Raw genomic sequence first — 12409 nt, forward strand, 5'->3', positions numbered from 1 at the left:
GGAGCGTCGAGTTCCAGCGTTATCGTGCTGGTGGCCTGAATCTCGTCACTGCTGCAATCATGTTGCGGAACATCGACTGTCTTTTGGACGAGCGATTAAGGCTATAAGCGCACGGAACGTCGCCCTACACAACGCTGCCACCCTATTGTTCTCCGCCCGTTTGGCAGCGTGTCAACCTGGCCGGCGACTACGTGTCGAAGAACAACCAAGTAAGCTTCAGCCGTTGCGGCCATCACCGCTGGCATCTGCGTGAGCGCCAACTGAAGGAGGAGCCAACCGCTAAAGTTGCTTTATTTTCGGTTTTCTGAAGAGACCCCAGAGTAAGCGCTAAAGTGCCGACTCTGGAAGACAGGAGACACAACCGTGGAATTGCGCGCCCTTCGCTATTTCATCGAGGTGGTGCGGCAGCAGAGTTTCACCGCCGCCGCCGAACAGCTGCACGTGACCCAGCCCACCATCAGCAAGATGGTGAAGGCGCTCGAGGACGAGACCGGCACGCCGCTACTGCTGCGCGACGCGCGCCAGATGGTGCTGACCGACGCCGGACGCATCGTCTATCAGCGCGGCCAGGACGTGCTCGCCGCCTACGCGCAGCTGCAGGCCGAGCTCGCCGATCTGGACACGCTCGGGCGCGGCGAGCTCACCATCGGCATCCCGCCGATGGGCGGCTCGCTCTTCACACCGGCCATCGCCGCGTTCCGCCAGCGCTATCCGAAGATCGAGCTCAAGCTCTTCGAGCAAGGCTCGCGCGCGATCGAGGCCGCGCTCATCTCCGGCGAGCTCGAGCTGGGCGGCGTACTGCTGCCCGTCGATCCGGAGCAGATCGACGTGCTGCCGATCTCCCATGAGCTCCTGTGGCTGGTCGCGCCGCGCGGCTCGCGCTGGGACGGCACGCCAAGCGTGCCGCTCGCCGATCTGGCCGGCGAGCCGTTCGTGTTCTACGGGGAGAGCCTTGCGCTGAACGACGTCGTGCTCGCCGCGTGCCGCGCGGCGGGTTTCACGCCGCAGATCGTGGGCCGCAGCGGCCACTGGGACCTGATGGCGGCGCTCGTGCTCGCGGGCGTGGGCATCGCGCTGCTGCCCGCGCCGTATGTGCGCCGGCTCGACTCGGCGCGCTTCACCTGCCTGCCCGTTACCGATCCGCAAGTGCCTTGGGACATGGCGATCGGCTGGAAGCGCAGCGGCTATCTTTCGCACGCCGCGCGCGCGTGGCTCGAGGTGGCGCGCGAGGAATACGGCAAGCCGTCCACCTTCCTCGACGACTTCGTGCGCCCGCCCGGCCTCGAAAAGCCGGCCGCCGACACGCGCTGACGCATGAGCGCGCCTGCATCACGTTGCGGCGCAAAGTAAAAGAGCCGCCCGGCTCACGCCGGACGGCTCTCTACGCGTTTTTTAGGTGGTCTCTCTCGCGCTGCGCCGCGTAACGCTTTTTGCGCTTACTGCTGTGCTACGAACTCGATGCGCCGGTTGTGAAAGCGCCCGCCTTCGGTGTCGTTGCTGTCGACCGGCTTGGCGTCGCCGTAACCCTCGGCGATGAGCGTGGACGCGCTCACGCCCTGCGCGACCAGGTAGGTGCGCACGGCTTGCGCGCGGCGCTTCGAGAGCGCGAGGTTGCTCGCCTTGTTGCCGACGTTATCCGAATAGCCCGCGATTTCGATCTTGACCGGCTTACCTTCCTTCGCGCAGGCGTTGAGCACCTTGGCCGACTGGCGCAGGTCTTCGCCCGCCGAGGCCGGGATGCTCGTGCTGCCCGTCGCGAAATTCACCACCTGCAGGTTGAACACCTTCACGATATCGGCGGAAGCGCACGAGGCCTCGGTGCCGAACAGGCCCTTCACGGCGTCGCGGAACGATTGCGTGGCGTCGGCCACGGCCTTCTGCACGTTGAACACGCCAATGTCGAAGCCCGAGCCGAACAGCGCCTTGAGCTTGTCGAGCCAGCCGAGCTGCGCGTTGGCCGCGGCGCCGCTCAGCTCCACGTGCGAGCCGTCGATCTTGACTTCTGCGCCGGGCAGCGCGAGCAGCGGCAGCAGGCCGTCGAGGTGCGCGAGCCATGCGGCTGGCTTCGTGGCGGCGTCGACCGTCACGTTGGCGTCGAACTTGCCTGCGCCGAACTTCTTCGTGAGCGCGTCGAGGAGCTGGGCCTTCTCGGCCTCGGTGCCCACCGTCGCGGTGACCGTCGGCACGCCGGCCTTGTCGACCGTGAACGAGAGGTGCGAGTCCTGGGTCGGCGCCGGCGCGGCGTCGCTCGCCGACGAAGCCGCTTCAGCCGAGGATGCCGCTGCGGCGTCCGAGGCCTGCGAAGCCGGCAGTGCGACGGGTGCGTTCGCGTCCGATGCGGCTTGCGCTGCCGGCGCAACGGCCGAAGCGGCTTGCGCGGCACTCGCCTGGGTGTCTTCGGCGGCGTCGTCGCGCTGGCATGAGCGCAGCGCGAAGAATGCGATGATCAGCGCGATTGCGGCCAGCAGCCACCACAGCCACGAATGCCCGCGCTTCTCGGGCTCGATCGGCGGCGTTGCGGCGGTCTGAGGCGGCACGGCGGCGGAAATCGGGCGCACGGCCGGCTGCGGATGATCCAGATGCGCCGAGACATCTTTCAGGCGCGTGAGAATCGAGCCCGCGAAGCTGGCCGCGGTGCCGAGGCCCACGGCTTGGGCGAGGCGGTCGGTGAGGCTTGCATTGACCGACGAAAGTTGATGGCCGAGCAGCGTTGGCAGTTGTCCGACCAGGCCCTGCGAGCCCGTGAAGTGATGCTTCAGGATGCCCATGACCGCCGCGCCGACCACGCCGGTCAGCGAGAAGGCCGTCGACTGCGCCGCGCCGGTTTGCGCGGCCACGGCGTCGGCGAGTGCGCCGACGTTGATGCCCGCGGCCTTCTGGATCAGCTCGCGGCCCGCGGTTTCAAGCTGGCTCAGGCCCGAGGTGCTCGAGAGCATCTCCGGCAATTGCTTGCCGATCAGCGCGTTGACGTCCGGCGACATGATGGCGGAGAACAGGCCACGCGCGCCTTCGGGCGTGCTGCCACGATGCATGATGGCGGCGACGATGGCCGGAGCCGCTGCGCTCGTGACCTTGCGGGTGAGGTCGGGCGTGAGGCCGAAGCGGCCGGCGAGCGTGCGCACGACATCGTCGCTCAGGACCGTTTCCAGCAATTGAAAGACATTGATGCTCATCGAGCGGTTCCTCCAGTTCGCGGACGCGCCAACTGACACGCCCAGATGCCGCGCGATTATAGGGAGTCCGAAATCTCGAAAATACGCCTGGCGCTTGTGCCGCACACTCTTTGACGAAAACCCCTCTACAGGGTCTTTTCTTCGTCAACGCAATGTCAAAACGAGGCGGATTGCGCCGGCGCGCTGCGCCTCGTTTCGATGCTTCGCACGTGAGACGATCAACGTGTACGAGAGCGGGAAGATGCGTATCAGGCGATGACTGTTGCGCCGTGCGTCACGCTTCCGGCGCGCCGGCTCGCGGCGATGAAGTCGGCCGCGCGCTCGCCGATCATCACCGTTGGCGCATTGGTGTTGCCGCCTATCAGCGTCGGCATGACCGAGGCATCGGCGATACGCAGATGCGTCACGCCGCGCACGCGCAACTGCGGATCGACGACCGAGCGCGCGTCGCCGCCCATGCGGCAGGTCGCGACGGGGTGATAGATCGTGTCGGCGTGCGCCGCGATGACCGCGCGCAGTTCGGCGTTGCTCTGGTCCGCATGTGTGTAGAGCTCGCGGCCGCCCATCCGCGCGAGCGCGGGCGCATCGAGAATGCGTCGCGCAATGCGTGCGCCCTCTACCAGCAGATCGAGATCGCGCGCATCGGAGAAGAATTGCGGGTCGATCACGGGCGCGACGCGCGCATCGGCGCTCGCGAGCGTGAGCGTGCCGCGGCTCGCCGGGCGCAGCACGCATGCGTGCAGCGAGTAGCCGTGGCCCCAGTGCAGGTGGCGGCTATGGTCGTCGACGAGCGCCGTGCAAAAGTGCAATTGCAGATCTGGCCGGTCGAGCTGCGGGCGGCTCTTCAGGAAGCCGCCCGCCTCCGCCACGTTGGTCGTGAACATGCCGCGCCGGGTACGCAGATAACGCACGAGGCCGGACACCATCTTCACGCCGCCGCGCAGCGAATAGCCCACGGTCTCGCTCGAATGCACGCGCTTGTTGAACGTGAAGTCGATATGGTCGATCAGGTTGCGGCCCACCTCGGGCGCGTCGTGGCGCACCGCGATGCCGTGCGCGCGCAGTTGCGCGGCGGGGCCGATGCCCGAGCACATCAGGAGCTGCGGCGAATTGAACGCGCCGGCCGCGAGGATCACCTCGGCGCGTGCTTCGAGCGTTTCGGTGCGCCCGCCGCGCGCCACCTCGACGCCGCTCGCGCGCGCGCCGTCGAAGGTGACGCGCAGCACGGTCGCATCGGCGATCAGATGGAGATTCGTGCGCGGCTGGCCTGCCCGCTCGTCATAGAGATAAGCGCGCGCCACGGTGCAGCGCTCGCCGCCGCGCTGCGTCACCTGATAGAAACCCACGCCCTCCTGCCTGGCGCCGTTGAAGTCGTCGTTGAGGGGAAAGCCGGCCTCGTGCGCGGCCTGCACGAAGCGCTGCGCCACCGGATTGCGCTCGCACAGATCGGCGACCCCAAGCGGCCCGCCCGCGCCGTGCCACGCGCTGGCGCCGCGCGAATTGTCCTCGGCGCGCAGGAAAAACGGCAGCACGTCGTCCCACGCCCAGCCCGCGCAGCCCAGTTGCGCCCACTCGTCGTAATCGAGCGGATGACCGCGCGTGTAAATCATTGCGTTGATGGCGCTCGAGCCGCCGAAGCCACGCCCGCGTGGTTGATACCCGCGGCGGCCCGCGAGACCCGGCTGGGGCACCGTCTCGTAGGCGTAGTTGTTCTTCGTGCGTCGCGGCACGAGCGCCGCGACGCCCATCGGCATGTTGACGAACAGATTGCGCGCGGTGTGCGGCCCGGCTTCGACGAGCGCGATGCTCGCGTCGGGACAGCGCTCGGCCAGCCGCCCGGCGAGCGATGCACCGCCCGAGCCGCCGCCTACGATGACGTAGTCGTATTGCATGCCTCCTCCCTTGGTCGGCCGGCGTGAGTGCTTCAACACTGACGCCGGTCCAATGCACGAGGCGTTGCATGCAAAACGCGCTTGAGGCACGCTAGATGCACGCTCGTTCGATTTCGCTTTTCCGCGCATTGTAGGAAGCGTCCGAGACTGAGGTCAGCTTTTATGTCAGAACCTTTCCTCTAATCCTCAGGCCGCGTAGGCGGCAGCCAGGCGGCTACCATGAAAGGCCGTTCAGCCGCGCGAGCTGAATGATTCCAGCAAGCAGAACAGGGAGCGCTGGAGCGCGCATGGACCGCAGATCGGCCTTGTTTGGCCGCGCGCCCTCGCGCGCCGCCGATGGAGACACGTAGATGGACTCGACGGACCGCAGCGGCACGATGGACACAACGCAGGCATTGAGCGGCAACGCGCCGGGCGCCGATGCGTCGGGCGCCGATGCGTCGGGCGTCGCTACGCTCGCCTATCGCCCCGGCACCACCCACGAAGTTACGAATCAGGCGCCGCCGCTCGCCGATTACAACCTTTTCACGACCGATTCCGCGCTGGGCGAAGCGCTCGCGCGCGCCGGCGCCGGCTGGCATCGCGAGGCGCTCGTGCGTCACGGCGCAACGCTGGGCGCGGCGCCCACGCTCGCGCTGGCCGACCTCGCCAACCGGCACTCGCCCGAGCTGCATACGCACAGCCCGCGCGGCGAGCGCATCGACGCGCTCGAATTCCATCCCGCCTGGCACGAGCTGCTCAAGCTGCTGCGCGCCGAAGGCCTGCATGCGCTGCCGTTTTCGGAGCCGCGCCCCGGCGCGATGGCCGCGCGCTGCGCCGGCTATTTCCTGCACGCGCAGCTCGAATCGGGCTCGCTCTGCCCGCTGACCATGACGTTCGCGAGCATCCCGGTGCTGCAGTGCGAGCCTGCGCTCTTCGACACGCTGCGCGAGCGGCTTTACACGCGCGAGCACGACGCGCGCGACGTGCCGCTCGCCGGCAAGCGCTCGATGATGATCGGCATGGGCATGACCGAAAAGCAGGGCGGCTCGGACGTGCGCAGCAACCGCACGCAGGCGCGCCCGGCGGGCATCGCCAGCGGACGCGGCGCCGAGTACCTGCTCACCGGACACAAGTGGTTCTTCTCCGCGCCGCAGTGCGACGCGCATCTCGTGCTCGCACGCACCACCGAACATGATGGGCTGTCGTGTTTCTTCGTGCCGCGCTTCAAACCGGACGGCACGAAAAACGCGGTCCAAGTGCAGCGCCTGAAAGACAAGCTCGGCAACCGCTCGAACGCAAGCAGCGAGGTGGAATTCTTCGACGCGTACGGCGTGATGATCGGCGACGAGGGGCGCGGGGTGGCGACCATCATCGAGATGGCGAACTACACGCGGCTCGACTGCGTGATCGGCAGCGCGGCGCTCATGCGTGCCGCGCTGGTGCAGGCGATCCACCATGCGCGGCACCGCAGCGCGTTCGGCCGCGTGCTCGCCGATCAACCGCTGATGCAGAACGTGCTCGCCGATCTCGCGCTCGAATCCGAGGCCGCCACGGTGCTGTTCATGCAGCTCGCGCAAGCGTTCGAAGAGAGCGCGAATGACGCGAATGCAGCCGGAACCGTCACAGAAGAAAGCGGCCGTGCGCTCGTTGCCCGCGCCTGGCGGCGCATCGTCACGCCCGCCGCCAAGTTCTGGGTCTGCAAGCGCACCCTCGCCTTTACAGGCGAAGCGATGGAGGTCTGGGGCGGCAACGGCTACGTCGAGGAAGGGCCGATGGCGCGCTTCTACCGCGAGGCGCCCGTCAATTCGATCTGGGAAGGCTCGGGCAACGTCATGTGCCTCGACGTGCTGCGCGCGCTCGAGCGCGATGCCGACGCCGCGCAGATGCTCTTTCTCGCGTGGCGGCGCGAGGCTGCAGGGCATGCAGCGCTCTCAGCGGCGCTCGACCGGCTCTCGGCGCTGCTCAATGGCGCGCCCGGCACGCGCGAGACCAGCGCGCGGCACATCGCCCAGCAGATCGTGCTGATCGCGCAGGCCATGCTGCTGCGCGCGGGGCCGCCCGAGGTGGCCGAGGCGTTCATTGCCATGCGCCTCGACGAGCATGACGCCGACTGTGGGCGCGTGTTCGGCACGCTGCCCGCGCGCTTCGATCACGCGGCGCTGATCGCGCGGGCGTTGCCGCCGGACTATCTCGCTGCGTAAGCAGCAGCGCCTTGCGGCCTAAACGGCAACGCCTTGTGGCGTAGGCAGCAGCGCCTTGCGGCGTAAACGGCAGCGCCTTGCGGCATAAGCGCCAGCGCCGAAGACCGACGCATCCATCGCAACCCGGCATGGCCGTTGCGCCATCCTCACGAGGACCGACCATGAAGCAGGATCTGCCCGAAGCACTCGCACGTCAGGACGGTCACGACAGCGGCGGCGGCCCCAGCCGCGGCGCGCACAGCGCTGCGTCCGGCCTGCCGGGCGACTCCGGCGACTCCATCGACCCGCGCGAATCGTTGCACGCCTTGCTCGCCGCGCAGCGCGAAGCGCATCAGCGCGCGCCGTTTCCCTCATGGAGCGAGCGCGCGCGCCATCTGCGGGCGCTGCGCGACGTGCTTTTCTCGCACCAGGACGCACTAGCCGTTGCGATGAACGCCGATTTCGGCCAGCGCTCGAAAGCCGAGGTTGCGCTTGCGGAGTTCGTGGTGCTCAAGCAGGAGATCGACGCCGCGCTCAAGCACGGCGCGCGCTGGATGCGCCCGCAGCGCCGCCGCGTCGGCAAATGGCTCGCGCCGGGCAGCGCGCGCGTCGTGCCGCAGCCGCTCGGCGTGGTGGGCATCGTCGTGCCGTGGAACTATCCGCTCCTGCTCGGCGCGAGCCCGCTCGTGTGCGCGCTCGCAGCGGGCAACCGCGCGATGATCAAGATGTCCGAGCTCACGCCGCGCACCTCGGCGCTCTTCGAAGCGTTGATCAGCCAGACCTTCGCGCGCGACCACGTAGCGGTCGTGAACGGCGACGCCGCCATGGGCGCCGCATTCACGGCGCTGCCGTTCGACCATCTGCTCTTCACGGGCTCGACGCGCGCCGGCCACGAGGTGATGCGCGCGGCCGCCGCGAACCTCACGCCGGTCACGCTGGAGCTCGGCGGCAAGTCGCCCGTGCTGATCGGCGAGCACGCGCGCTTCGATTACGCCGTCGACAGCCTGCTGCTTGGCAAGACGCTCAACGCGGGGCAGACCTGCATCGCGCCCGATTACGTGCTGCTGCCGCGCGGCAGCGAGGAAGCCTTCATTGCCCGCGCGCGCACGCGCTTTGGCGAGCTCTATCCCGACTTCGCGAACAACCGCGACTACACCTCGATCATTTCGGCGCGCCACTATGAGCGGCTCGAGCGCCTCGCCGACGAAGCGCAGGCCGCGGGCGCGCAGTTGCATGCGCTTGGGTCCCGCGACGCCGCGACACGGCGCTTCGCGCCCGTGATCGTGACGGGCGCGCCCGCTCACACGCCGCTGATGCAGGAGGAGATCTTCGGGCCGCTGCTGCCGCTCGTGCCCTACGACTCGCTCGACGCAGCGCTGCGCTACGTGAACGCGCGCGCGCGGCCGCTTGCGCTCTACCTCTACGCCGACGACGCGCGCACCGTCGAGCGCGTGACGCGCGAGACCGTGGCGGGCGGCATGTCGGTGAATGAGACACTCATGCACATCGCGGCCGAAGGGCTGCCGTTCGGCGGCGTGGGCGCGAGCGGCATGGGCGCGTATCACGGCTACGAAGGCTTCACCACGTTCTCGCGGATGAAGCCCGTGTTCACCCAGGCGCGGCTGAACGCACGCGGCCTGATCGCGCCGCCCTACGGAAAGCTGTTCAACCTTCTGATACGCGTGATGTTGAAGTTCTAGCGGCGCGAACGCGCCTACCGCGGCAGCGCAGGCCAGCGCAGCGGATTCCCCCCAAGCGCCTTGGCATCCGGCAGACGCGACTGCGCCGCCGCTGCTTGCGCGTCTCTCGCGGCAGCGGCCGCTTTTGCCTGTCTCGCCTCGCTTTCCGCCGTTTCGAGCCCGTGCAGCCACGCGAGCATCTCGGCCACGGCCTGGTAGAGCTGCGGCGGGACCTGCGAATCCAGATCCACCTGCATCAGCAGCGAGACCATCTCCGGCGCCTCATGCACGTGGAGGCCCGCTTCCTTCGCGCGCTGCACGATCATCTCGGCGACGAGCCCATAACCCTTCGCGACCACGCGTGGCGCGCCGTCGCGCGCGACGGGGTCGTCGTAGGCGAGCGCAGCGGCGCTCCTGCGGTTCGTGCGGCTCATCCGAGCTCCCAGTCTGTCGAGTCCGTGGCGTGCGAGGCATCAGCCGCGTGTGAAGCGGGTGCGGCGTGCGCGGCCGCACCGTGCGCCTCGGCAGGGCCGGCTGCATGAGCGTCGCTCGTCTGCGCCGCGGCGGCGCGTGCATACGCACCGGCGGCCCGCGCGCCGTCCATGCCCATCGCCCCCCCTGCGCCGCCGATCTCGCGGATCGACAGCCCCGCGAGCGCGAGGCCAAGCGCTTCGAGCCGCCCGCGCAGCGCTTCGCTGTGCGCGGTGAGGCGCTGCGCACCGCCCGGGCTCGCCTGCACGCGCACCGCGAGCGTCGAGCCCGCGAGCGTCAGCTCCGCGTCGACGGTGCCCAGCGCCGGCAGCGCCAGCGTGAGACGCGTGCGCCATGGCGTTTCGTCGTCGGCGGTGCTGCGCCCGGCGCGTGAGTTGCGTGGATCGAGGCGCTCGTCGTCGTCCGGCTGGATGGTCCAGTCGAGCCGCACGCCCGGCCACGCCTCGCCGGTCCAGCGGAATTCGCCGGTCGCGAGCAGGTCGAGCTGCTGGCGCACGAGCGGCAGCAGCGCCTCGTGCACGCCGACACCCGTCCCCGCCCCGGCGGGCGTGCGGGCGGCGGGCAGCAGCGTGTCGGCGAGCGCCGCCGCCGTGCGGCCACCTTCGCGGAGAGCCTCCTGGGCGAGCGCGGTGGCATTGGCTTCGCCGCGCGCGCCCGAGGCCGCCGCCGTCCCCGCCGCGTTGGCGGTGTTGGCCGTGCGCGCGCCCTGCTGCGCGGCGCCGGGCAGATCGGTCCACAGCACGTCGTCGATGTCGTCCGCGGCCTGGCTCCAGTCGAGCGGCAATTGCGCGCCGTCGCTGGTCAGGCGGTTCTGCGGCTCGTCGGCGAGCTCGCCGGGCGTGCGCTGGCCGCGCAGCCATTGGGCGAGATGGGATTCGTAGAAGAGGCCGCTCGACGCCACGGTCTGCGCGAGCGTCGCGGCAAGCGCCGCGACCGGGCCGGATTGCGCGGCCAGTGCCGCCCCCTGGGCTGCCTGCGCGCCTTGCGGCGTGGACGCGGCGCCCCGCGGGCCGGCCGTGCCGCCATTTGCGCCACCTGCGCCGGCAGCGCCATCGGCGTCTTGCGCGCCGCCTGGCAGTCCCGCCTGCGCCGCCTCTGCCGCGAGATCGGCGAGCAGCGCGGCTTCCATTGACTGAACCTCGGCGGCGGCGCTCGCCTGACCGGCGGAATTGGCGAGGCCCGGCAGCGGCAGTGAGCCAGGGTCGCCCAAGGGCGCATCGCCGGCAGCCGTTGGATCGGCCCAGATCGGCGCGCGCCCGACCACGGCGGGCGTGGCCTCGCCGCCGGAGCGGATGATCGCGTCGAGCGCGAGCGCGACCGCCGAGAGCACGGTCTGCGCCGATGCCTGAGGGGAGCCTGCGCTGCGCGGGTCGGCCAGCGCGGCAACGCCGCCCGTGAGCGCGGAAACGCCCGTCTGCGCGGCACCCGCGCTGCCCTGGGAGCCGGTCGGGCCCAGCGCGCCTATGCGGCTAGCGAGCAGCGCTGCGGCGCTCGTATCGATTCCGTTCATGCGGAGCGTGGCCCGCGCGGGCCCGGTTAGGCGCCGCGCGGCCCAAGCGGCTGCGCGACGCGGTCAGATTTCTCGCTGGTGCGTGCTGCTGGTGCGTGCTGCCGGGTGCTGGCGCGGGGCGCTGCGCTTTCGTCGGCCATCCTCGGCGTCCGTCCGCGCGCGAGCGATGAACGCTCACGGCCCCTCACGGGCCCCGGCGGCCCTTGACGCGCCCCCTGCCGCACCGCCTACCGCGCGCCGTACAGCTCCTGCAACACCCGCGCCGGCTGCGTGGTGCCGTGAAAGAGCGCCGCAAGGCGCGCCATGCACGGACTCGCGAGGTCGCGGATCGCTGCGTCGTCGGCAAGGATCTGCCGGATCAGCTCGTACTTGCGGGTGCGCTCGGGTGCGGTGAGCCGCACGCCGAAGTCGGCGTTCTTGAGCGCGTCCACAAGGTGCCGGTACTCCTCCTGGAGCCCGATCAGCTCGTTCCAGTGCGCACCGCGCGCGGCATGGAGCATCCGCCCCGAAACCGCCGCAATCGCCTCGTAGTGGGCAAAGTAGTCTGCTTTCGAATTCATCTCGTCAATGAACCAGACACAGGTCCGGACGACTCTCTGGCCATCCGCTCCACTTCCGGCGCAATCCCCAACCAGGCTTCCTCGAGCGTCGCCAGCAGGCGGTCGACTTCGACCAGCATGGACTCGCTCTGTTGAATGTTCGCTTCGAGCAGGCGTTGCGTCATATAACCGTAGAGTGCGTTCAGGCGCTGCGCGACTTCTCCGCCCGCCTCGATGTTCAACGCCAGCTGAAGCCCGCTTTCGACAATCCGGATGGCCTTGCCGATCGCCTCGCCGCGCGGCCCCACATTACCCATCTGCAAATGCATGCGGGCCTGTGCGATCGCCTTGCGCGCGCCTTCGTACAGAAGCGCGATCAGCTTGTGCGGACTCGCGCCCATGACCCCTGTTTCGACACCCACGCGTGCATAAGCGTTGGCTCCAGACTGTGCAGGGGAAAACATCGGCGCTTCTCCTTCGAATGTGCGGCTATGGATACGTTGCATCAGGCCCTGGCGCCTCGTGGCGCGAGCCGGTTCTAGCCGTGTTATCGGAACAGCACAGGAGAAGCTTTAGTCAGACAAGTCTGATAAATCGGACAAAGGGCGCAGCGCGCGGCCTTCACACCTGGGTTTGCATGATGTCGGTGTAGGCCGAAACGAGCTTGTTGCGCACCTGCAGGCCGAACTGGAAGCCGATGTTGGCTTTCTGCATGTCGACCATGACGTCGTTGAGCGAAACGTTGCCAGCCCCCATCTCGAACGCCTGCGATTCGCCGACGGCCTTTTGCTGGTCGCCGCTGATCTTGTCGAGGGACGCCTTGAGCGCCGCGGCGAAGCCGCCCGCGGTGGCCGCACCGGAGCCGCCGTCGGCCGCGGCGGAACCGCTCGCCGCCTGAGTGGCCATCGACTGCATCTGCGCAAGGGCCGACGTGAGTGGGTTGACTGGCACGGTCATGTTTT

The 12409-nt window shown here is 69.1% G+C and carries 10 protein-coding genes; 3 read left to right on the forward strand and 7 right to left on the reverse strand.

The features are described from left to right. The first annotated feature begins 363 nt into the window (after positions 1–363). Positions 364–1311 carry a LysR family transcriptional regulator gene (locus EYW47_RS33410; protein WP_133199090.1) on the forward strand — a complete coding sequence of 316 codons (948 nt, stop codon included), beginning with the start codon at positions 364–366 and terminating at the stop codon, positions 1309–1311. Between the two features lie 125 nt (positions 1312–1436). On the opposite strand, the gene EYW47_RS33415 is transcribed toward EYW47_RS33410, so the two are convergent. Next, positions 1437–3173: an OmpA family protein gene (locus EYW47_RS33415; protein WP_133199091.1), complete on the reverse strand. Its 1737-nt coding sequence runs from the start codon at positions 3171–3173 to the stop codon at positions 1437–1439. A 248-nt stretch (positions 3174–3421) separates the two neighbouring features. Next, positions 3422–5065 (reverse strand): GMC family oxidoreductase, encoded by a 1644-nt coding sequence (locus tag EYW47_RS33420; RefSeq protein WP_133199092.1) that lies wholly within the window; start codon positions 5063–5065, stop codon positions 3422–3424. Positions 5066–5415: 350 nt separating this feature from the next. Here EYW47_RS33420 and EYW47_RS33425 point away from each other — a divergent pair, with 350 nt between their 5' ends. Next, positions 5416–7248, forward strand: coding sequence for an isovaleryl-CoA dehydrogenase (locus tag EYW47_RS33425; protein WP_240764028.1), 1833 nt, complete (start codon positions 5416–5418; stop codon positions 7246–7248). 161 nt (positions 7249–7409) lie between these two features. Then, positions 7410–8927, forward strand: a complete 1518-nt coding sequence (locus EYW47_RS33430; protein ID WP_133199093.1) for a coniferyl aldehyde dehydrogenase — start codon at positions 7410–7412, stop codon at positions 8925–8927. A gap of 14 nt (positions 8928–8941) precedes the next feature. On the opposite strand, the gene EYW47_RS33435 is transcribed toward EYW47_RS33430, so the two are convergent. The 5 genes from EYW47_RS33435 to fliE all read right to left on the reverse strand — a co-directional run bounded on the left by EYW47_RS33435 (position 8942) and on the right by fliE (position 12404). Next, on the reverse strand, positions 8942–9340 hold the full coding sequence (locus EYW47_RS33435; RefSeq protein ID WP_133199094.1) for an EscU/YscU/HrcU family type III secretion system export apparatus switch protein: 399 nt from the start codon (positions 9338–9340) through the stop codon (positions 8942–8944). After that, positions 9337–10908 carry a flagellar hook-length control protein FliK gene (gene fliK, locus EYW47_RS33440; protein ID WP_133199095.1) on the reverse strand — a complete coding sequence of 524 codons (1572 nt, stop codon included), beginning with the start codon at positions 10906–10908 and terminating at the stop codon, positions 9337–9339. The genes EYW47_RS33435 and fliK overlap by 4 nt, the downstream gene beginning before the upstream one ends. Positions 10909–11135: 227 nt before the next feature. Next, positions 11136–11468: a flagellar protein FliT gene (locus EYW47_RS33445; RefSeq protein ID WP_133199096.1), complete on the reverse strand. Its 333-nt coding sequence runs from the start codon at positions 11466–11468 to the stop codon at positions 11136–11138. Beyond that, positions 11465–11911, reverse strand: coding sequence for a flagellar export chaperone FliS (gene fliS / locus EYW47_RS33450; protein WP_133199097.1), 447 nt, complete (start codon positions 11909–11911; stop codon positions 11465–11467). The genes EYW47_RS33445 and fliS overlap by 4 nt, the downstream gene beginning before the upstream one ends. Before the next feature lie 157 nt (positions 11912–12068). Next, positions 12069–12404 carry a flagellar hook-basal body complex protein FliE gene (gene fliE, locus EYW47_RS33455; RefSeq protein WP_133199098.1) on the reverse strand — a complete coding sequence of 112 codons (336 nt, stop codon included), beginning with the start codon at positions 12402–12404 and terminating at the stop codon, positions 12069–12071. Positions 12405–12409: the final 5 nt, after the last annotated feature.

This window comes from Paraburkholderia silviterrae, from assembly GCF_004353915.1.
In the GTDB taxonomy this organism is placed as follows: domain Bacteria; phylum Pseudomonadota; class Gammaproteobacteria; order Burkholderiales; family Burkholderiaceae; genus Paraburkholderia; species Paraburkholderia silviterrae.

Excerpts from the sequence above, each read along its gene's own strand:
- EYW47_RS33415 (WP_133199091.1), bottom strand. The coding sequence starts at position 3,173 with ATGAGCATCAATGTCTTTCAATTGCTGGAAACGGTCCTGAGCGACGAT.
- EYW47_RS33430 (WP_133199093.1), top strand. The coding sequence starts at position 7,410 with ATGAAGCAGGATCTGCCCGAAGCACTCGCACGTCAGGACGGTCACGAC.
- EYW47_RS33435 (WP_133199094.1), bottom strand. The coding sequence starts at position 9,340 with ATGAGCCGCACGAACCGCAGGAGCGCCGCTGCGCTCGCCTACGACGAC.
- fliS (WP_133199097.1), bottom strand. The coding sequence starts at position 11,911 with ATGTTTTCCCCTGCACAGTCTGGAGCCAACGCTTATGCACGCGTGGGT.
- EYW47_RS33425 (WP_240764028.1), top strand. The coding sequence starts at position 5,416 with ATGGACTCGACGGACCGCAGCGGCACGATGGACACAACGCAGGCATTG.
- fliK (WP_133199095.1), bottom strand. The coding sequence starts at position 10,908 with ATGAACGGAATCGATACGAGCGCCGCAGCGCTGCTCGCTAGCCGCATA.
- fliE (WP_133199098.1), bottom strand. The coding sequence starts at position 12,404 with ATGACCGTGCCAGTCAACCCACTCACGTCGGCCCTTGCGCAGATGCAG.
- EYW47_RS33445 (WP_133199096.1), bottom strand. The coding sequence starts at position 11,468 with ATGAATTCGAAAGCAGACTACTTTGCCCACTACGAGGCGATTGCGGCG.
- EYW47_RS33420 (WP_133199092.1), bottom strand. The coding sequence starts at position 5,065 with ATGCAATACGACTACGTCATCGTAGGCGGCGGCTCGGGCGGTGCATCG.